Raw genomic sequence first — 18762 nt, 5'->3', positions numbered from 1 at the left:
TACCGGTGTCGTCCCGGACAAGCCGTGACGCGCACCCGCGCGTCGCGGCGCCGATCCGGGACCCATACCGCGCGATGTTGGAAATGGGCACGCGGCCAATCCCGCGTGAACCAACCAGCTGCGGTGGTTATGGGTCCCCGCTTTCGCGGGGACGACGAGCGGAGTTTGAGGCGGCAGCGTCGTCTTGATCCGAGGCCAACTCATCCGAGGCCGATTCATCATCGCCCTCGATCTCCGCTGGCAGCTCGATGATCACGCGGCCGCCGGCAAGATCGACCGTCGGCACCACCGCATTGGTGAACGGCAGCATCAATGTGCTGCCCGAGGGCGGGGCGATCTCGATGATGTCGCCGGCGCCGAAATTATGGATGGCGAGCACGCGGCCGAGCTGCGCGCCGTCAGCGGTCTCCGCGGCGAGGCCGATCAGGTCGGCGTGGTAGTATTCGTCGTCAGCCGTCTCGGGCAGGCGGTCTCTGGGCACGTAGAGCTCGAGCCCGTTGAGGCGTTCGGCCGCATTGCGGTCGGTGACGCCCTTGATGGTTGCGACCAGATGGTCCTTGGCCTCGCGCGCTTTCGCGACCTCGAACGAACGGCTGCCGTCCTTGGTCGTGAGCGGGCCGTAATGCAGCACGGCCAGCGGATCCTCGGTGAAAGCCCATAAGCGAACCTCGCCGCGCACGCCGTGCGCGGCGCCGATTCTGGCGACACAAATGAGCTTGGACATCAGCGTGCCTCGTCCTTCGAGACGCGCTCGAACGCGCGCTCCTCAGGAGGAGGAGCCAGTTCCTCATGCTGAGGAGCACGGCGCAAGCCGTGCGTCTCGAAGCATGAGTCCGCGCTCGTCAACGACCTTAGCCCTTGGCGGCGGCTTCGGCCTGCGCCTTGCGCTCCTTGCGCGGCACGGCCTTGATCGGGTTCTGGCGGGCTTCGCGCTTCTTGACGCCGGCGGCGTCGAGGAAGCGGGCGACGCGGTCGGACGGCTGCGCGCCCTTGGCGAGCCAGCCCTTCACCTTCTCCATGTCGAGCTTGAGGCGCGCCTCGTTGTCCTTCGGCATCAGCGGATTGAAGTAGCCGAGACGCTCGATGAACCGGCCGTCACGCGGGAAGCGCGAGTCGGCGACGACGACGTGATAGACCGGGCGCTTCTTGGTGCCGGCACGGGCGAGACGGATAACGACGGACATGAAAGTTCTCCTTTGAGGTCGATATATCGGTTTGAAAGTTGGAAGAGGTCGTCATTGGGAGCGAAGCGAAGCAATCCAGAGCGGCGTGCGCGACTCTGGATTGCTTCGCCGTTTCGCGCCTCGCAATGACGGGAGTGAGATCATTTCTTCTTCCCCGGAGGGAGGCCAAGACCAGGAAGCGTCGGCTTGCCGCTGAGACCGGTGAGGCCGGGGAGATTCGGCAGTCCGCCGCGCAGGCCGGCGGGCAGATCCTTCGGCAGGTTCGGCAGCCCGCCGCCGGGCATGCCACCCGGCATCTTTTCCGCAAGCGCCTTGAGCTGATCCGGTGACGGCATGCCGCCACCGCCGCCAAAACCCATCGCCTGGGCGATGCCAGCCAGCGGGCCGCGCTTGCCGGAACCCATGGCCTTCATCACGTCGGCCATGTTCCGGTGCATCTTGAGCAGCTTGTTGACGTGCTCGACGCTCTGGCCGGAGCCGGCGGCGATGCGCTTCTTGCGGCTCGCCTTGAGCAGGTCGGGATGCTTGCGCTCCTCGCGCGTCATCGAATCGATAATCGCGACCTGGCGCTTGAGGATCTTGTCGTCGATCCCTGCGGCCGCGATCTGGTTCTTCATCTTCGAGATGCCGGGCATCATGCCCATCAGCCCGCCGATGCCGCCCATGCTCGCCATCTGCGAGAGCTGCTCGCGCATGTCGTTGAGGTCGAACTGGCCCTTGCGCATCCGCTCGGCGGCGCGGGCGGCCTTCTCGGCGTCGATGTTCGCCGCGGCCTTCTCGACCAGCGAGACGATGTCGCCCATGCCGAGGATGCGGCCGGCGATACGCGAGGGATAGAAATCCTCTAGCGCGTCGGTCTTTTCGCCGGTGCCGAGCAGCTTGATCGGCTTGCCGGTGACGGCGCGCATCGACAACGCCGCACCGCCACGGCCGTCGCCGTCGATACGGGTCAGCGCGATGCCGGTGAGGCCGACGCGCTGGTCGAAGGCGCGGGCGAGATTGACCGCGTCCTGGCCGGTCAGCGAATCCGCGACCAGCAGCACCTCGTGCGGATTGGCGACCGCCTTGATCTCGGCGGCCTCCTTCATCATGTCCTCGTCCAGCGTGGTGCGGCCGGCGGTGTCGAGCAGCACCACGTCGTAGCCGCCGAGCTTGGCGGCCTCGATGGCGCGGCGCGCGATCTGCGGCGGCATCTGGCCGGCGACGATCGGCAGGGTCGGAATGTCGAGGTCGCGGCCGAGCACCGCGAGCTGCTCCATCGCCGCCGGACGATAGACGTCGAGCGAGGCCATCAGCACCTTGCGCTTGTCGCGCTGGACCATGCGGCGCGCGAGCTTGGCGGTGGTGGTCGTCTTACCCGAGCCCTGCAGGCCGACCATCATGATCGGCACCGGCGGCACGGCGTTGAGGTCGATGGTCTGGCCGTCGTCGCCGAGCGTCTTGACCAGCTCGTCATGGACGATCTTCACGACCATCTGGCCGGGGGTGACAGACTTGACGACGGTAGCGCCGATCGCCTGCTCGCGCACGCGCTCGGTGAAGCTGCGGACAACCTCCAGCGCGACGTCGGCCTCGAGCAGCGCCCGGCGAACCTCGCGCATCGCGGCGTCGACATCGGCCTCCGACAGGGAGCCACGCCCCGTCAGCCGATCGAGAATGCCGCCAAGCCTTTCCGACAGATTGTCGAACACTTGCTTCGTCCTTTGTCCTGCGGAACGCAGGCGCTTGAATTGCTCGGTCGTCATGCCCCGCGCAAACGGGGCATCCAGTACGCCGCGGCGTCTCGGATCGAGCCGCACCGTCTCGGAGTACTGGATCACCCGCTTTCGCGGGTGATGACCACCATGTATGTTTCGGCAAGGCTCGCCGAAACGGAAGTTCCAAACACGTTTGCGCCCGAGGGCGCACAGCGCTGTCGGGCGGTGACCTCCGGCCTCCAGGGCCGGGCGGTGGCTCGAAAAGACGAAACTTTCCGAAATTCGGTCGGGTTAAACCTTCAGTAGCCGCAAAAGTCAAGGAAACTTGCTTCTCGCCGTCCCGTTGCCGGACCCTGTGGGGGCGCTTACCTCTTGCGCCAGTTCAGCTTTCCCTTGCGAGGACGACCTTGCTGCGCCGTTCCAGGACCTATTCCGGCCCCGTCACCGACCATTTCGACGGCAAGCGCTTCTACGATCCCGACGGCGTTCCGCCCAAATCCCTGTCCCAGGTGCTGCGCTGGCAGTTCGACCGCAACCGCAAGCGTTCCCGCTGGCCGTCCTGGGCGGCGAGCCCGCACGCCGACACGCCGCCGCACCGGATCGACGGCGAGACAGTGCGGCTGTCCTTCATCGGCCACGCCAGCTGGCTGGTCCAGACCGGCGGGCTCAACATCCTGATCGATCCTGTCTGGTCGGAGCGGGTGTCGCCATTCGCGTTCGCCGGTCCCCGGCGGCACAATGATCCCGGCATCGCCTTTGAGGGGCTGCCGCATATCGACGTCGTGCTGGTGTCGCACGGGCACTACGATCATCTCGACCTCCGGACCTTGTCGAAGCTGACCGCGCGCTTTTCGCCGCGGGTCGTCACGCCGCTCGGCAACGACCTTACGATGATCGACGCTGACTCCAAGATCCGCGCCGAGGCCTATGACTGGCACGATCGCGTGACGCTGAACGAGGAGGTCGCCGTGACCCTGGTGCCGACGCGGCACTGGACGGCGCGCGGGCTCTTCGACCGCAACAAGGCGCTGTGGGCGAGTTTCGTGCTGGAGACGCCGCGCGGCAGGGTCTACATCGTCTGCGATTCCGGTTACGGCACGGGCAAGCATTTTCGCCGCGTCGCGGAGCAGCACGCGCCGATCAGGCTCGCCATCCTGCCGATCGGCGCCTACGAGCCGCGCTGGTTCATGCGCGACCAGCACATGAACCCAGAGGACGCCGTGCAGGCGCTGCAGGATTGCGGCGCGGAGGCCGCGCTGGCGCATCACCACGGCACGTTCCAACTGACGGACGAGGCGATCGACGCGCCGGTCCACGCCCTGCACGCTGCGCTCGATTCCGCCGGCATTCCACGCGAGCGGTTCGGCGTGCTGAAGCCGGGGCAGGTGGTGGAGATCTGACTCGCTGTCGCAACCACAAAAGGTGTCGTCCCGGCCAACGCCGGGACCTATCACCACCGGATCAAGTTTTGCGAAGATCAGCCGCTCCATCTCGCACGACAACATCCGCCGCGGATTATGGGTCCCGGCGTTGGCCGGGACGACACCGAGTTTGTCGTCGCGCTGTGGGTTCACGACCGCGCGTGAATGGGCCGCGCCGAAGGGAGTGCGCCTTACTGCCCCGGCTTGATCGCCCAGGTCACGTTAACCGTGATCGCCAGCGTCTCCTCGCCCTGTGCCACCGGCGTCGGCGTCGCGGCCATCGGTGCGGCGAAGGTCTTGGCACGGAACACCGGCGCCGGAGCGCCGTCCTCGGAGATGCTGAGCGGCTGGCCCAGCGTCACGCCGGCGGCCTTGGCGTAGATCTCGGCCTTGCGGCGCGCGTCTGCGACGGCCTTCTCGCGCGCCTGGTCGAGCAGCTTGGACGGCTCGGCGACGCTGAAATAGATGTTGCCGACATCGTTGGCGCCGGCGGCGACCAGCGTGTCGATCACGCTGGCGACCTTGGCGACGTCGCGCACCTTGATGGTGACGCGATTGCTGGCGCGATAGCCGGTCACGGCCGGCTGGGCCGGCCGGTTCTGCGCATATTGCGGCTGCAGCGACAGCCGCGAGGTCTGATAGTCCTTGTCGGCGATCCCCGCCTGCTTGAGCGCCTGCAGCACCTTGGCCATAGCGGCGTTATTGGCCTCGGCCGCCTCGCGCGCGGTCTTGGCGTCGGACGCCACGCCGGCGTCGATCTGCGCCAGATCCGGCGGCGCCGACACGCTGGCTTCGCCGCTGACGGTGATCGCCGGCGTGTCCTGCCGGGCGATGTCATCCGCGAGGGCGGGCATTGCGAAGCTGGTCGCGAGCGCGACCGCAAGGATGGGTCTGATGATCATGGTGCTCACTTCAGCGGCACGTAGACGTTGATGACGAGCTTGTCCTCGGCCGTCTTCAAGGGGTCGGTCAGGTACTCCTCGATGAAGGTGTCCTTGGCCTCCAGCCGGCGCTCATCAAGGTGGTTGGTGATCGCCTCGTAGGTGTTGTCCATGTTGTCGTAGGAGCCGCGATGGACGAACTTCAGCGCCTTGCCCTCGGGCGACTGGCCGATGCTCATGCCCTTGCCGAGCGTCTTCGGCTCCTGCTCGATCGGCATCTCGGCCAGGAAGGTGAAGCCGGTGTCGTCGGTCGAGGTGTAGACGATCATGCCGTTGCCGGCGGGCTTGATGCCCTGCTTGTCCAGCGTGGCCGACAGCGCTTTGAAGGAGTCGATCAGCGTTTCGAACGCATTGTCCCAATTGGCGGTGCCCTTGACGAGGACAACCTTCTTCGCCTCGAGCTTGATCTCGTCGCCGAAGGCGTCGGCCGCCTGGGCTGGCGCCGCGGCCGGCGGCGACGTGGCCGGGGACTGGGCCGCGGTCGGAGATGACGACGGCGAGGGGCTTGCGCTGGCGGCCGGCGTCGGGCTGGTCGCGGGCGCCGGACTGGCCGACGCGGCAGGCGCAGGAGAGGCCGGCACCGCCGGGGCCGGTAGCGCGCTCGGGGCCGGTGCGGGCGTGGCTGAGGCCGCCGGAGCCGGCGAGGCCGAGGGCGCCTGGGCCCGGGCGAGCGTGCCGCCGAGCAGAAGCGCGACCGAGCTCACGGCCAGAACGAGGCGGAAAGTGCTGAGATTCATTCGACTATTCTCCAGTGGCCGTGCTGCTTTGCCCGGTTCGTGCCGGCGAATGAACCGGTCCTAACATGCTCGGCGGCGCGGCGTCCCATGACAGATGCGTCATGTCGCTCTGCAGGCTGGTCAATGCCGCGCCATTCGCCATATAAGGCGGACACAATTTGGATATTTTCATGAGCGCGCTGGCCAACCACAGCTTCGTCAAGATGAACGGGATCGGCAACGAGATCGTCGTGGTCGATCTGCGCGACGTGAAGCATGTCGTCACGCCCGACGAGGCGCGCGCGGTGGCGGCCCGCGTCCCCTACGACCAGCTGATGGTGCTGCAGCCGCCGCGGCTCGACGGCACCGAGGCCTTCATCCGCATCTACAACAATGATGGGTCGGAGTCCGGCGCCTGCGGCAACGGCATGCGCTGCGTGGTACGGCAGGTGTTCGGCAAGACCGGCCAGACCAGCGCGACGTTCGAGACCCGCGCCGGATTGTTGAACTGCTGGCAGGGGCCGGCGCCCGACCTCTACACCGTCGACATGGGCGTGCCGAAGTTCGGCTGGCAGGAGATTCCTCTCGCCGAGGAGTTCCGCGACACCCGCTACATCGAGCTGCAGATCGGGCCGATCAATGCCCCGATCCTGCATTCGCCCTCGGTCGTCAACATGGGCAACCCGCACGCGGTGTTCTGGGTCGACGACGTCAATGCCTATGATCTGGAGCGCTTCGGGCCGCTGCTGGAGAACCATCCGATTTTCCCGGAGCGTGCGAACATCACGCTCGCCCACATCGTCGATCGCGACCACATCACGATGCGCACCTGGGAGCGCGGCGCGGGGCTGACCAAGGCCTGCGGCTCGGCGGCCTGCGCGACCGCGGTCGCGGCTGCCAGGCTGAAGCGCGCCAACCGGATCGTGCAGATGACGCTGCCCGGCGGCGAGCTCACGATCGAGTGGCGCGAGCGCGACGATCACGTGCTGATGACGGGCACCGCCGCATTCGAGTTCGAGGGGCGGTTCGAGCCGTCGATGTTCGCCAGCGTCGCATGAGCGTCGACGTCGTCACCTTCGGCTGCCGCCTGAACGCGTTCGAATCCGAGCTGATCGCGAAACATGCCGAGGCGGCCGGCGCCGATGACACCATCGTCATCAATAGCTGCGCCGTCACCAACGAGGCCGTGGCGCAGGCGCGGCAATCCATCCGCAAGCTGAAGCGCGAGCGCCCGGCGGCGCGCATCGTCGTGACCGGCTGCGCCGCGCAGACGCAGGCCACCATGTTCTCTTCCATGCCCGAGGTCGACCGCGTCATCGGCAATGACGACAAGCTGCAGCCCGACGCGTGGCGTGCGACGACACAGGCGCTGGCCGTGCCACGCTTCGGCATCGATGCATCCGAGAAGGTCGCCGTCTCCGACATCATGGCGGTGACGGAGATGGCGCCGCATCTGGTCGATGGCTTCCAGCGGGGCCTGCCGCGTGTCTTCGTCCAGGTGCAGAACGGCTGCGACCATCGCTGCACGTTCTGCATCATCCCGTTCGGCCGCGGCAATTCGCGTTCGGTGCCGATGGGCGCCGTGGTCGATCAGGTGCGGACGCTCGTCGAGCGCGGCCATGCCGAGATCGTGCTGACCGGAATCGACCTCACGAGCTACGGCGCGGATCTGCCGGGTGCACCCAAGCTCGGCCGGCTGGTGAAGCAGATCCTGCGCCACGTGCCCGAGCTGAAGCGCCTGCGCATCTCCTCGATCGATTCGATCGAGGCGGATGCCGACCTGCTCGATGCCCTCGCTGATGATGCGAGGCTGATGCCGCATCTGCATCTGTCGCTGCAGGCGGGTGACGATCTGATCCTGAAGCGCATGAAGCGGCGGCATGCGCGCGCCGATGCCATCGCATTCTGTGCTCAGGTGCGCCGGCTGCGGCCGGACATCGCGCTTGGCGCCGATCTGATCGCGGGCTTCCCGACCGAGACCGAGGAGATGTACGCGCGCTCGCTCGATCTCGTCGAGGAATGCGGGCTGACCTTCCTGCACGTCTTTCCCTATTCGCCGCGGCCGGGCACGCCGGCCGCGCGCATGCCGCAGGTGGATGGCGCCGTCATCCGCGAGCGGGCGCGGCGGCTGCGGGCTGCGGGCGACGCGGCGCTGCGGCGGCGGTTGGAGCAGGAGATCGGCTGCCTGCGCGACGTGCTGATCGAGAGCGAGACGCAGGGCCGGACGGAGCATTATCTGCCGGTGGCCGTAGCGGGTCACACGATGGGCACCGTGCAGCGCCTCACGATGTCAGGTCATGATGGGGGCAGGCTGTTAGTCCCGCCCCCGCCGTCATCGCCCGGTTGAACCGGGCGATGACGGCGGTAGGTGTGGTGCGAGCCCAGGTCTCGCTTGCGCCTGATGCGGCGGCTCACTCCCCGTTCCACCCGCACATCCTGAGTCGCTCATGCATGTGCACCGGCGCCGGCGCCACCACGTGTACCGGCGGCTTGTTTTTCGACAGCGGGATCGAAATCTCGCGCGCGTGCAGATGCAGCCGCGGCTCGCCGAAGCGCGGGCCGTTGCCGTAGATGTTGTCGCCGACGATCGGCCAGCCCGACGCAGCCGAATGCACGCGCAATTGATGGGTGCGGCCGGTCACTGGTTCCATGGCGAGCCAGGTGAGTCGCGCACTGCGATTGGAGTGCACTGACTCTACACCCGGCAGATGCGCTCCCTCCCCCCTTGTGGGGGAGGGCTGGGGAGGGGGGTGGCTCCAAGCGACACTGCCCGTGGGGGCCCTCACCCCCGACCCCTCCCCGCAAGGGGGAGGGGAGTCGTTGCCACGAGTGGGAGGGGAGTTCAGGGATAGACTGGCAAGAGAGTATGACCGCCCCAGCACGCGCCATTTCGTCACCGCCGGCTGCCCTTGCGGATCCGGCTTCTGCCACCAGCCGCGCTCGGCGTTGAGCTTGCCGAGCGGCAGCTCGATCACGCCCTCGTCAGCGTCAGGCCCGCCCTCGACCACCGCCCAATAGGTCTTCGAAATCTTGCCGTGCTTGAACAAAAGCCCGAGCGAGGCCGTTGCCTTGCGATGACGGCCGAGCACCAGACAGCCCGAGGTTTCCTTGTCGAGCCGATGCGCCAGCACCGGCGGGCGCGGCAGGCCGAAGCGCAGTGCGTCGAACGAGGCTTCGAGATTCGGTCCGCCCTTTGGTCCCTTGTGCACGGGAATGCCGGCCGGCTTGTCGATCACCAGCATCAGCCCGTCGCGATGAAGCACGCGGGCGAGCATCTCCTCGTTGCTGGGTTGGTTAATGTCCATGGAAACCGTAACGCGGGTGTGAGCTTTCGTTTGCGAATGGAAAGGGCTAACACCACGCCATGAACGATACCACCTCCGAAACACCCAAGCTGTCGTGGTGGCGGCGGCTGTCCGCGGGCCTGAAGCGCACCTCCGGCGCGCTCGGCACGGCCGTGGCCGATCTCGTCACCAAGCGCAAGCTCGACCGCGCGATGCTGGACGACATCGAGGACGTGCTGCTGCGCGCCGATCTCGGTACCCAGGTCGCTGCGCGGATTGCGGAGGCCGTCGGGACCGGCCGTTACGACAAGGCGATCAGCGCCGACGAGGTGAAGGCGGTGGTCGCGACCGAGGTCGAGAAGGTGCTGTCGCCGGTGGCGAAGCCGCTCGAGATCGCGCCGGGCCACAAGCCGTTCGTCATTCTCGTCGTCGGCGTCAACGGCTCCGGCAAGACGACCACCATCGGCAAGCTGGCCGCGAAATTTGCGTCCGAGGGCAGGCAGGTGATGCTGGCGGCGGGCGACACGTTCCGCGCCGCCGCCATCGAGCAGCTCAAGGTCTGGGGCGAGCGCACCAAGGCGCCGGTCATCGCCGGCGCGCAGGGCTCGGACTCGGCCAGCCTTGCGTTCACCGCCATCACCGCGGCCAAGGAGCAGGGCCGCGACATTCTGCTGATCGACACCGCCGGTCGTTTGCAGAACAAGGCCGAGCTGATGAACGAGCTCGAAAAGGTGGTGCGTGTCATTCGCAAGGTCGACGCGTCGGCGCCGCATGCGGTGCTGCTCGTGCTCGACGCGACGGTGGGACAAAATGCGCTGTCGCAGGTCGAGGCGTTTCATCGTACGGCAGGCGTCACCGGTCTCGTGATGACCAAGCTGGATGGCACGGCGCGCGGCGGCATCCTGGTGGCGCTGTCGGAGAAGTTCAAGCTGCCGGTGCACTTCATCGGCGTCGGCGAGGGGGTCGACGATCTCTCCCCGTTCGCCGCCAGGGATTTCGCGCGGGCGATTGCGGGAATCGAGGATTGACGTCACGGTGCGGCGCGCCTGCGAGCCTTTCCGCCCGTTGCGCGCCTCCTCCGCCACGAGACATCAGGGGCTACTGGATCATCCGCGGCCGCGGATGATGACAGCCAACGGGACATGGAATGGACAAGACCCAGCCGCATCCGCTGTTCAAGCTCGCGACCGAACTCGGTCCGCTGATCGTGTTCTTCGTGGTCAACGCCAAGTTCAATCTGTTCGCTGCGACCGGCGCGTTCATGGTGGCGATCATCGCGGCGCTGATCGCGTCCTATGTGGTGACGCGGCACGTGCCGCTGATGGCGCTGGTGACCGCCGTCGTCGTCATCGTGTTCGGCACGCTGACCCTGGTGCTGCACGACGAGACCTTCATCAAGGTCAAGCCGACCATCATCTACTGCCTGTTCGCGGCCGTGCTCGGCGGCGGTCTGCTGTTCAACCGCTCCTTCATCGCGATCATGTTCGATCAGATGTTCAACCTGACGGCCGTGGGCTGGCGCATCCTCACCTTCCGCTGGGCGCTGTTCTTCGCGGCGATGGCGGTGCTGAACGAGATCATCTGGCGCACGCAGAGCACCGATTTCTGGGTCGGCTTCAAGGCTTTCGGGGTTGTGCCGCTGACCATGATCTTCGCCATCGCCCAGATGCCGCTGATCAAGCGCTACCACCAGGACCCGGCGTCGCTCGAAGCCAGCGATGCGGCCGAGGGGGATGTGAGCAAGGGGTAGTACGCGGTGCTGTCATTCCGGGACGCTCGCGTCGGCGAGCGGACCCGGAATCTCAAGGTTCCGGGTTCGATGCTCCGCATCGCCCCGGAACGACAGGCGCAAACTGATCTTGCAAGACGCCGCGCGCCTCAGCGCCTCACTCTCAGTGTCATCATCCGCGAAAGCGGATGATCCAGTACGCCGCGGCAGTCGTGAGTCACCGCGCAGTCATGTCGTACTGGATCGCCCGGTCAAGCCGGACGATGACAGCGAGGATTCGACCAACAGCTTCGCTCGCGATCACGAGAAAACAACTGCTGGTCTTTCAGCAAACTACCCGCCCGCCTTGAGCGCCTTCTCGATCTCCGGCTTCAACACCGCATCGATGTTCTGCGCCGTGATCGGGCCGACCAGCTTGTAGACGATGGTGCCCTCGCGTCCGACGACGAAGGTCTCGGGCACGCCGTAGACGCCCCATTCGATGCCGGCGCGGCCATTGCCGTCGACGCCGACGACGTCATAGGGATTGCCGTAGCGGCCGAGGAAGCGGCGGGCGTTGTCGGCGCCATCCTTGTAATTGATGCCGATGATCTGAAAGCGCTTGTCGCGGCCGAGCTCGACCAGCAGCGGCGCCTCGTCGTGACATGGCACGCACCACGACGCCCAGACATTGACGATGCTGACCTTGCCCTTGAGCGCGGCCGGATCGAGTCCGGGCACCGGTGTGCCGTCTCTGGCCAGCTCCGGCAGCGGCGGCAGCAGTGTGGCCGGCGCTGGACGGCCGATCAGCGCCGACGGAATGCGCGACGGATCGCCGTTGCCGAGGCGCGACCAGAACAGCGCCGCCAGCCCGAGGAACACCACGAGCGGCAGCAGCATGAGGAATGAGCGGCGGCGCGGCGCCGGCTCTGTCGCGGCCTGTTCAGTCATTGGATGTCCGTTGCCGCGCGGCCGGAACGGCGGCTGATGCCGCTGTCCTCGAGCGCGCGCAAGCGCGCCTTCTGGGTGCGGTAGTCGATGGCGATCCAGCCGATCAGCACCACCACGACCAGCGCCGCCGCAAGATAGGAGGTGGCGATGAAGGAGGTATAGGGGCCGAGGTCCATATCAAGCCGCTCCCGCGATCTGGCCTGCCGGATCGTCGGCTGGTGCGGTCGTTGTGTAGGCGCGCGCCTGCATCATCTGCAGGCTGCGCACACGACGACGCAGGATCTCGTTGCGCATCGCCGCGACATGCAGCGTCACGAACAGGAACGTGAACCCGATTGCCATCACCAGCAGCGGGATCAGGAATGATTTGTCGAGCGCCGGACCGCCCATCCGCATCACCGACGCGGGTTGATGCAGCGTGTTCCACCAGTCGACTGAGAACTTGATGATCGGCAGGTTGATGGCGCCAACCAGCGTCAGCACGGCGGCAGCACGGGCGGCGCGGGTGGGATCCTCGACCGCGCGCCACAGCGCCATCAGGCCGAGATACATCAGGAACAGGATCAGCACCGAGGTCAGCCGGGCATCCCACTCCCAATAGGTGCCCCACATCGGCCGGCCCCACAGCGAGCCGGTGAGCAGCGCGAGGAACGTGAAGCTGGCGCCGATCGGGGCGGCGGCCTTGGCGGCGACGTCGGCGAGCGGATGCCGCCATACCAGGGTGCCGAGCGAGGCGATGCTCATGACGCCCCAGACGAACATCGACAGCCACGCATTGGGCACGTGGATGAACATGATCTTGACGGTCGCGCCCTGCTGATAGTCGTCGGGCGCCAGCGCCGAGAGGTACAGGCCGGCAGCCAGCAGCGCGGTCGTGACCAGCGCCAGCCACGGCAGCAACCGTGCGGCGAGGCCGAGGAACCGGGTGGGATTGGCAAGGTCGATCAGCGACATGAGACCCTTGTTAAAGGCGGAAGCGGTTGCAGGCAATCAGCACGGCGCCACCAGGTAAGAGTTGATCATGGTCAAACCTCGGCGGGCGGTGGGTCAATCCAGCCCGTTCCGCAAGCTTGTCGCAGCGGCGAACGGGCCGATCACGAAACTCACCAGCGACAATGCGCACAGGATCGAGAATGGCGCCCCGAACGGCAGCGGACCGACGATGGCCGCCTGCGACGCCGCGACGCCGAAGATCAGCACCGGGATCGATAGTGGCAGCACCAAGACCGCCAGCAGCAGCCCGCCGCGGTGCATGGTCACCGCCAGCGCCGCACCGATCATGCCGATGAAGGTCAGGGCAGGCGTGCCCGCCAATAGCGTCAGCGCGACGGCGCCGGTGGCGGTGGCGTCGAGATTGAGAAGCAGTCCGAGCACGGGCGTCGCGATCACCAGCGGCAGGCCGGCGGCGAGCCAGTGCGCCAGCGCCTTGGCAGCGCAGGCCAGCTCCAGCGGTGTCCGGCTCATCACGACCAGGTCGAGCGAGCCGTCCTCGTGGTCGGCGGTGAACAGCCGGTCCAGGGTGAGCAGGCTGGAGAGCAGGGCACCGAGCCAGAGGATGGCGGGGCCGAGCCGGGTCAGGAGCGCCAGATCCGGTCCGACCGCGAATGGCATCAGCACCACGACGGTGAGGAAGAACAGCACGCCGATCAGCGCACCGCCGCCGATGCGCAGCGCGATCCGGATGTCGCGGCGGATGAGGGCACCGAGCGCGGTCATGCGGGGAGGGCCTTGGCTGATTGCTTGATGGCAGATGGTGAGCCGCGCTCCCTCCACCCGCAAACTGCGTTCCCTCCCCCCTTGTGGGGGAGGGCTGGGGAGGGGGGTGCCTCCGGGTGACGCTGCCGTTGTGGACCCCCACCGCCGACCCCTCCCCGCAAGGGGGAGGGGTCGGCGCGCCGATGGGACGTTGGTTGGTGCGACCGAATCTCGTCAAACAAGTTAGAGCGCGTCGTGGGGCACCCCCCTCCCTGACCCTCCCCCACAGGGGGGGAGGGAACGGAGAGAGCGGTGGGTGGGACTGCGAAGAGGCGAGAGGGAATCATCGAGCCTCCCCGATCCGCAGCTCACGCGCGGCGATGCCGAGCGGTCCATGTGTCGCGGCCACGATCAGCCCGCCGCCAGCGAGATGCTCGCGCATCAGGCCGGCGAACATCGTCTGTCCGGCGACGTCGAGCGCGGCGGTCGGCTCGTCCAGCAGCCACACCAGGCGCGGCACCGCCAGCAGGCGCGCCAGCGACAGGCGGCGGCGCTGGCCGGCGGACAGATAGGCAGCGGGCAGGTCGATGGCGTGCGCGATGCCCACCGCCGCCAAACAGTCGGGGATCGGCCGCGTGACGCCGCCGCCGAGGAATTCGGCCCAGAAGGTCAGGTTTTCGCGCACGCTGAGCGCCGGCTTCAGCGCGTCGCGGTGGCCGAGATAGTGCGCCTGCTCGGGCACCGTCAACTCGCCTTCGCCGCCCTCGATGGCGATGGAGCCGCCCGCCGGCAGCAGTAGGCCGGCAATCAGCCGCAGCAGTGATGTCTTGCCCGCACCATTGTGTCCGGTCACCGCCAGCGCCTCGCCCGCGACCGCTTCGAACGCAAGTCCTGCGAACACCTCGCGACCGCCGCGCACGCATCTGACGTCGCGGCCGAACAGTTTCGGAGACAATGTTGGAGAAAGCTGCATGGCCCGTCGTGACAGCCCTTACGAAATTGATGGCTAGCGCGTGAGAATTTGTGGGTGATGCCACGTCGCGGCTTGCTTGTGGCTGTGGCGGCGCAGTTAGAAAGCTTCTATAAGCCCGACCTTGATGCAGCACACAATCGCCCGCTGCAAGCCATCCGGCGCCTCGCGCTGACGGTTCTTAAATACCCCCTCCGGGTATACAGATCAATTGGGATTTCCACGCATGACCTCGCTCGACAGCTTCAAGTGTCGCAAGACCCTCAAGGTCGGAACGAAGAGCTACATTTACTACAGCTTGCCCACAGCCGAGAAGAACGGTCTCAAGGACATCTCCAAGCTGCCCTATTCGATGAAGGTGCTGCTCGAGAATCTGCTGCGCAACGAGGACGGCCGCACCGTCACCAAGGACGACATTGTCGCGGTGTCGAAATGGCTGCGCAAGAAGTCGCTGGAGCACGAGATCGCCTTCCGTCCGGCGCGCGTGCTGATGCAGGATTTCACCGGCGTGCCTGCGGTGGTCGATCTCGCGGCGATGCGCAACGCGATGCAGAAGCTCGGCGGCGACGCGGAGAAGATCAACCCGCTGGTGCCGGTCGATCTCGTCATCGACCACTCGGTGATCGTGAACTACTTCGGTGACAACAAGGCGTTCGGCAAGAACGTCGCCGAGGAGTACAAGCAGAACCAGGAGCGCTACGAATTCCTGAAGTGGGGCCAGAAGGCGTTCTCGAACTTCTCCGTCGTGCCGCCCGGCACCGGCATCTGCCACCAAGTCAATCTCGAATACCTCGCGCAGACCGTCTGGACCAAGAAGGAGAAGATGACCGTCGGCCGCACCAAGGGCACCTTCGAGGTCGCCTATCCGGATTCGCTGGTCGGCACCGATTCGCACACCACGATGGTCAATGGTCTGGCCGTGCTCGGCTGGGGCGTCGGCGGCATCGAGGCTGAGGCCTGCATGCTCGGCCAGCCGCTGTCGATGCTGCTGCCCGACGTCGTCGGCTTCAAGCTGACCGGCGCGTTGAAGGAAGGCGTGACCGCGACCGACCTGGTGCTGACCGTCACCCAGATGCTGCGCAAGCTCGGTGTGGTCGGCAAGTTCGTCGAGTTCTTCGGGCCCGGCCTCGACCATCTCTCGGTCGCCGACAAGTCGACCATCGCCAACATGGCCCCCGAATATGGCGCGACCTGCGGCTTCTTCCCGGTCGACGCCGCCACCATCGACTATCTCAAGACCTCGGGCCGCAAGGGCCCGCGCGTCGCGCTGGTCGAGGCCTATGCCAAGGCGCAGGGCCTGTTCCGCACCGCCAAGTCGGCGGACCCGGTGTTCACGCTGACACTGACCCTCGATCTCGCCGACGTCGTGCCGTCGATGGCTGGTCCGAAGCGTCCCGAGGGCCGCATCGCCCTGCCGGCGGTGGCCGAGGGCTTCGCCACCGCGCTGGCCGGCGAGTACAAGAAGAGCGATGCCGCGCAGCGCTTCCCCGTTGAGGGCAAGGACTTCGACATCGGCCATGGCGATGTCGTCATCGCCGCCATCACCTCCTGCACCAATACCTCGAACCCGAGCGTGCTGATCGGCGCCGGCCTGCTGGCCCGCAACGCCGCCGCCAAGGGCCTCAAGGCCAAGCCGTGGGTGAAGACCTCGCTCGCCCCGGGCAGCCAGGTGGTCGCCGAGTACCTGGCTAACTCCGGCCTGCAGAAGGACCTCGACAAGGTCGGCTTCAACCTGGTCGGTTTCGGCTGCACCACCTGCATCGGCAATTCAGGTCCGCTGCCGGAGGAGATCTCGAAGTCGATCAACGACAACGGCGTCGTCGCGGCGGCCGTGCTGTCGGGCAACCGCAACTTCGAAGGCCGCGTCTCGCCGGACGTGCAGGCCAATTACCTGGCCTCGCCGCCGCTGGTCGTGGCCTACGCGCTCGCCGGCACCGTGACCAAGGATCTTTCGGTCGAGCCGATCGGCATCGGCAAGGACAAGAAGCCGGTCTACCTGAAAGACATCTGGCCGACGACCAAGGAGGTCAACGACTTCGTCAAGAAATTCGTCAAGGCGTCGATCTTCAAGAAGCGCTACGCCGACGTGTTCAAGGGCGACACCAACTGGCGCAAGATCAAGACGGTCGAGAGCGAGACCTATCGCTGGAACATGTCGTCGACCTACGTGCAGAACCCGCCGTATTTCGACGGCATGAAGAAGGAGCCCGAGCCGATCAAGGACATCGTCGAGGCCCGCGTGCTGGCGCTGTTCGGCGACAAGATCACGACCGACCACATCTCGCCGGCCGGTTCGATCAAGCTGACCTCGCCCGCCGGTAAATTCCTCAGCGAGCACCAGGTCCGCCCGGCCGACTTCAACCAGTACGGCACGCGCCGCGGCAATCACGAGATCATGATGCGCGGCACCTTCGCCAACATCCGCATCAAGAACTTCATGCTCAAAGGTGCCGACGGCAACATTCCGGAAGGCGGCCTGACCAAGCACTGGCCCGACGGCGAGCAGATGTCGATCTACGACGCTGCGATGAAGTACCAGGAAGAGGGCGTGCCGCTGGTGGTGTTCGCCGGCGCCGAATACGGCAACGGCTCGTCGCGCGATTGGGCTGCGAAAGGTACCCGGCTGCTCGGCGTCCGCGCCGTGATCTGCCAGAGCTTCGAGCGCATCCATCGTTCGAACCTGGTCGGCATGGGTGTGCTCCCGCTCACCTTCCAGGAAGGCACGTCCTGGTCCTCGCTCGGCCTGAAGGGCGACGAGAAGGTCACCATCAAGGGCCTGCAGGGCGACCTGAAGCCGCGTCAAACCCTGACCGCCGAGATCGTGTCGGCCGACGGGGCGGCGCAGCAGGTGCCGCTGCTCTGCCGGATCGATACGCTGGACGAGCTGGACTACTATCGCAACGGCGGCATCCTGCACTACGTGCTGCGCAAGCTCGCTGCTTAACCAAAGCGCGACGCGACAGTTTGGCTCACTCTGAAGTGAGTAGCGGGTGATGAAGGAGGCGGCCTATGACAAAGGCCGCCTCCTTTTCGTTTGCAATCTATTAACTACGAGGGCGGCTTCGCAGATCATTGACGCGGCAGGGCGCAGCGGACCATGTTCCAGACAGGACAGTGACGATGAGTGGACAGATGTCGTGGTGGTCGCGCGCGGCGCTGAGTGTCTGTGCGGTCATCGCTTTCGTCCGGCCGGCTGCGTCCGATCCGCGTGCGGTGATCGAACTCTTCACGTCCCAGGGCTGTTCATCCTGCCCGCCGGCCGACAAGATCCTCGGCGAGCTCGCCAGAGATCCCTCGGTCATCGCGCTGTCCCTGCCGATCGACTACTGGGACTACCTGGGCTGGAAGGACACGCTGGCCGACTCCCGCTTCACGGCCCGGCAGCGGGCCTATTCCAGGGCGCGTGGCGATCGCGAAGTCTATACGCCGCAGGCGGTGGTCAACGGCTCCGTGCATGTGATCGGCAGCGACCGCGAGGCGATCGAAGGCGCCATCGAGGAGACTGTCCAGGGTGGCAGCGTGATGTCGGTGCCGGTGAGGCTGTCGGTCGACGGCCAGGACCTCACTGTCTCCGTGGCCGCGGCCAACGACCAGATGCCGCGCAAGCACGGCGAGGTCTGGGTCTGCTCGATCTCGCGGGTGGTCCCGATCTCGGTCGGCCGCGGCGAGAACAGCGGCCGTGATCTGACCTATTACAATGTCGTTCGCGGTCTTCAGAAGCTGGGTGACTGGAATGGTTCGCCGGTCAGATGGAGCGTGCCGCTGGAGAAGATCGCCCGCGAGGGCGTCGATGGCACCGTCGTCTATGTGCAGGACGGCAGTCGCGACCGCCCCGGTGCGATGCTCGGGGCCGCCTTTTCCGAGTTGCCATTGGTCGGACGGGCTTCAGCAACGGCGCGTGCTCCCGAGCGCTGATCTTCCATCGTCCTGATCTTCGTTTCCGTTGACCTGCGGTAGGCGCGTCACGTCCATGGGACGGAGGCGCGCCACAACATGTTCCGTGCAGCTCACGCCAAAAAAGCAAAAGGACCAACTTGCGTTGGCCCTTTGCCTTACTTGTGAATGGACCCGATCCTGACGACCCCGGGGGGCTGGGGGCTGAGGAATCCGGAACCGAAAGGACCGGGCCAACGCACACGAATCTTATGCCTAAGGTCGGGGGCGGTCGGTGGGCGGAAAGACGGCGCGATTATGA

Annotated in this window: 18 protein-coding genes; 7 read left to right on the top strand and 11 right to left on the bottom strand. The window is 66.4% G+C overall.

What is annotated here, in order from left to right:
- Positions 1-127 precede the first annotated feature (127 nt).
- The 3 genes from rimM to ffh all read right to left on the bottom strand — a co-directional run bounded on the left by rimM (position 128) and on the right by ffh (position 2875).
- Positions 128-724 carry a ribosome maturation factor RimM gene (gene rimM / locus QX051_RS19940; RefSeq protein ID WP_315777294.1) on the bottom strand — a complete coding sequence of 199 codons (597 nt, stop codon included), beginning with the start codon at positions 722-724 and terminating at the stop codon, positions 128-130.
- 127 nt (positions 725-851) lie between these two features.
- Complete coding sequence (gene rpsP, locus QX051_RS19935; protein WP_008964221.1) at positions 852-1184, bottom strand: 30S ribosomal protein S16; 333 nt, start codon at positions 1182-1184, stop codon at positions 852-854.
- A gap of 140 nt (positions 1185-1324) precedes the next feature.
- Positions 1325-2875, bottom strand: a complete 1551-nt coding sequence (gene ffh, locus QX051_RS19930) for a signal recognition particle protein (protein WP_315777293.1) — start codon at positions 2873-2875, stop codon at positions 1325-1327.
- Between the two features lie 413 nt (positions 2876-3288).
- On the opposite strand from ffh, the gene QX051_RS19925 reads away from it, so the two are divergent.
- On the top strand, positions 3289-4281 hold the full coding sequence (locus QX051_RS19925) for an MBL fold metallo-hydrolase (protein WP_315777292.1): 993 nt from the start codon (positions 3289-3291) through the stop codon (positions 4279-4281).
- A gap of 212 nt (positions 4282-4493) precedes the next feature.
- On the opposite strand, the gene QX051_RS19920 is transcribed toward QX051_RS19925, so the two are convergent.
- Together QX051_RS19920 and QX051_RS19915 are read right to left on the bottom strand one after the other, a co-directional pair.
- A complete protein-coding gene (locus tag QX051_RS19920) occupies positions 4494-5204 on the bottom strand; it encodes an SIMPL domain-containing protein (protein ID WP_315740687.1) in 711 nt (236 codons plus the stop codon).
- Positions 5205-5209: 5 nt separating this feature from the next.
- Positions 5210-5980 (bottom strand): GyrI-like domain-containing protein, encoded by a 771-nt coding sequence (locus QX051_RS19915; protein ID WP_315777291.1) that lies wholly within the window; start codon positions 5978-5980, stop codon positions 5210-5212.
- 170 nt (positions 5981-6150) lie between these two features.
- On the opposite strand from QX051_RS19915, the gene dapF reads away from it, so the two are divergent.
- A complete protein-coding gene (gene dapF / locus QX051_RS19910) occupies positions 6151-7017 on the top strand; it encodes a diaminopimelate epimerase (protein ID WP_315740689.1) in 867 nt (288 codons plus the stop codon).
- On the top strand, positions 7014-8306 hold the full coding sequence (mtaB, locus tag QX051_RS19905; protein WP_315777290.1) for a tRNA (N(6)-L-threonylcarbamoyladenosine(37)-C(2))-methylthiotransferase MtaB: 1293 nt from the start codon (positions 7014-7016) through the stop codon (positions 8304-8306). Before dapF ends, mtaB begins: the two co-directional genes overlap by 4 nt.
- A 64-nt stretch (positions 8307-8370) precedes the next feature.
- On the opposite strand, the gene QX051_RS19900 is transcribed toward mtaB, so the two are convergent.
- Positions 8371-9264 carry an RNA pseudouridine synthase gene (locus QX051_RS19900; protein ID WP_315777289.1) on the bottom strand — a complete coding sequence of 298 codons (894 nt, stop codon included), beginning with the start codon at positions 9262-9264 and terminating at the stop codon, positions 8371-8373.
- A gap of 59 nt (positions 9265-9323) precedes the next feature.
- On the opposite strand from QX051_RS19900, the gene ftsY reads away from it, so the two are divergent.
- Both ftsY and QX051_RS19890 read left to right on the top strand, forming a co-directional pair.
- The gene (gene ftsY, locus QX051_RS19895) at positions 9324-10271 is read left to right on the top strand and encodes a signal recognition particle-docking protein FtsY (RefSeq protein ID WP_315777288.1); all 948 of its coding nucleotides are present in this window, start codon (positions 9324-9326) and stop codon (positions 10269-10271) included.
- A gap of 119 nt (positions 10272-10390) precedes the next feature.
- Positions 10391-10993 (top strand): septation protein A, encoded by a 603-nt coding sequence (locus tag QX051_RS19890; protein ID WP_315740693.1) that lies wholly within the window; start codon positions 10391-10393, stop codon positions 10991-10993.
- Positions 10994-11305: 312 nt separating this feature from the next.
- Here QX051_RS19890 and QX051_RS19885 read toward each other — a convergent pair whose 3' ends face one another.
- The 5 genes from QX051_RS19885 to ccmA all read right to left on the bottom strand — a co-directional run bounded on the left by QX051_RS19885 (position 11306) and on the right by ccmA (position 14570).
- Positions 11306-11902: a DsbE family thiol:disulfide interchange protein gene (locus QX051_RS19885; RefSeq protein ID WP_315777287.1), complete on the bottom strand. Its 597-nt coding sequence runs from the start codon at positions 11900-11902 to the stop codon at positions 11306-11308.
- Positions 11899-12078, bottom strand: coding sequence for a heme exporter protein CcmD (gene ccmD / locus QX051_RS19880; RefSeq protein ID WP_315740695.1), 180 nt, complete (start codon positions 12076-12078; stop codon positions 11899-11901). The genes QX051_RS19885 and ccmD overlap by 4 nt, the downstream gene beginning before the upstream one ends.
- Before the next feature lies 1 nt (position 12079).
- Positions 12080-12856 carry a heme ABC transporter permease gene (locus QX051_RS19875; RefSeq protein WP_315740696.1) on the bottom strand — a complete coding sequence of 259 codons (777 nt, stop codon included), beginning with the start codon at positions 12854-12856 and terminating at the stop codon, positions 12080-12082.
- A gap of 93 nt (positions 12857-12949) precedes the next feature.
- Positions 12950-13618 carry a heme exporter protein CcmB gene (gene ccmB, locus QX051_RS19870; RefSeq protein WP_315740697.1) on the bottom strand — a complete coding sequence of 223 codons (669 nt, stop codon included), beginning with the start codon at positions 13616-13618 and terminating at the stop codon, positions 12950-12952.
- Between the two features lie 322 nt (positions 13619-13940).
- Positions 13941-14570 (bottom strand): heme ABC exporter ATP-binding protein CcmA, encoded by a 630-nt coding sequence (gene ccmA / locus QX051_RS19865; protein WP_315777286.1) that lies wholly within the window; start codon positions 14568-14570, stop codon positions 13941-13943.
- Between the two features lie 223 nt (positions 14571-14793).
- On the opposite strand from ccmA, the gene acnA reads away from it, so the two are divergent.
- Positions 14794-17511, top strand: coding sequence for an aconitate hydratase AcnA (gene acnA, locus QX051_RS19860; protein WP_315777285.1), 2718 nt, complete (start codon positions 14794-14796; stop codon positions 17509-17511).
- A 188-nt stretch (positions 17512-17699) separates the two neighbouring features.
- Positions 17700-18482: a DUF1223 domain-containing protein gene (locus QX051_RS19855; RefSeq protein WP_315777347.1), complete on the top strand. Its 783-nt coding sequence runs from the start codon at positions 17700-17702 to the stop codon at positions 18480-18482.
- The last annotated feature ends 280 nt before the right edge of the window (positions 18483-18762 follow it).

It is taken from the genome of Bradyrhizobium sp. SZCCHNR1053 (assembly GCF_032381235.1).
Classification (GTDB): Bacteria; Pseudomonadota; Alphaproteobacteria; order Rhizobiales; family Xanthobacteraceae; genus Bradyrhizobium.
Note: the sequence above shows the minus strand (reverse complement) of the source record. Positions and strands in the feature narration are given on the sequence as shown.

Excerpts from the sequence above, each read along its gene's own strand:
- QX051_RS19855 (WP_315777347.1), top strand. The coding sequence starts at position 17,700 with ATGTCGTGGTGGTCGCGCGCGGCGCTGAGTGTCTGTGCGGTCATCGCT.
- QX051_RS19920 (WP_315740687.1), bottom strand. The coding sequence starts at position 5,204 with ATGATCATCAGACCCATCCTTGCGGTCGCGCTCGCGACCAGCTTCGCA.
- QX051_RS19890 (WP_315740693.1), top strand. The coding sequence starts at position 10,391 with ATGGACAAGACCCAGCCGCATCCGCTGTTCAAGCTCGCGACCGAACTC.
- QX051_RS19915 (WP_315777291.1), bottom strand. The coding sequence starts at position 5,980 with ATGAATCTCAGCACTTTCCGCCTCGTTCTGGCCGTGAGCTCGGTCGCG.
- QX051_RS19900 (WP_315777289.1), bottom strand. The coding sequence starts at position 9,264 with ATGGACATTAACCAACCCAGCAACGAGGAGATGCTCGCCCGCGTGCTT.
- ftsY (WP_315777288.1), top strand. The coding sequence starts at position 9,324 with ATGAACGATACCACCTCCGAAACACCCAAGCTGTCGTGGTGGCGGCGG.
- dapF (WP_315740689.1), top strand. The coding sequence starts at position 6,151 with ATGAGCGCGCTGGCCAACCACAGCTTCGTCAAGATGAACGGGATCGGC.
- rimM (WP_315777294.1), bottom strand. The coding sequence starts at position 724 with ATGTCCAAGCTCATTTGTGTCGCCAGAATCGGCGCCGCGCACGGCGTG.
- QX051_RS19875 (WP_315740696.1), bottom strand. The coding sequence starts at position 12,856 with ATGTCGCTGATCGACCTTGCCAATCCCACCCGGTTCCTCGGCCTCGCC.
- ccmD (WP_315740695.1), bottom strand. The coding sequence starts at position 12,078 with ATGGACCTCGGCCCCTATACCTCCTTCATCGCCACCTCCTATCTTGCG.
- QX051_RS19885 (WP_315777287.1), bottom strand. The coding sequence starts at position 11,902 with ATGACTGAACAGGCCGCGACAGAGCCGGCGCCGCGCCGCCGCTCATTC.
- ccmB (WP_315740697.1), bottom strand. The coding sequence starts at position 13,618 with ATGACCGCGCTCGGTGCCCTCATCCGCCGCGACATCCGGATCGCGCTG.
- mtaB (WP_315777290.1), top strand. The coding sequence starts at position 7,014 with ATGAGCGTCGACGTCGTCACCTTCGGCTGCCGCCTGAACGCGTTCGAA.
- rpsP (WP_008964221.1), bottom strand. The coding sequence starts at position 1,184 with ATGTCCGTCGTTATCCGTCTCGCCCGTGCCGGCACCAAGAAGCGCCCG.
- acnA (WP_315777285.1), top strand. The coding sequence starts at position 14,794 with ATGACCTCGCTCGACAGCTTCAAGTGTCGCAAGACCCTCAAGGTCGGA.
- ccmA (WP_315777286.1), bottom strand. The coding sequence starts at position 14,570 with ATGCAGCTTTCTCCAACATTGTCTCCGAAACTGTTCGGCCGCGACGTC.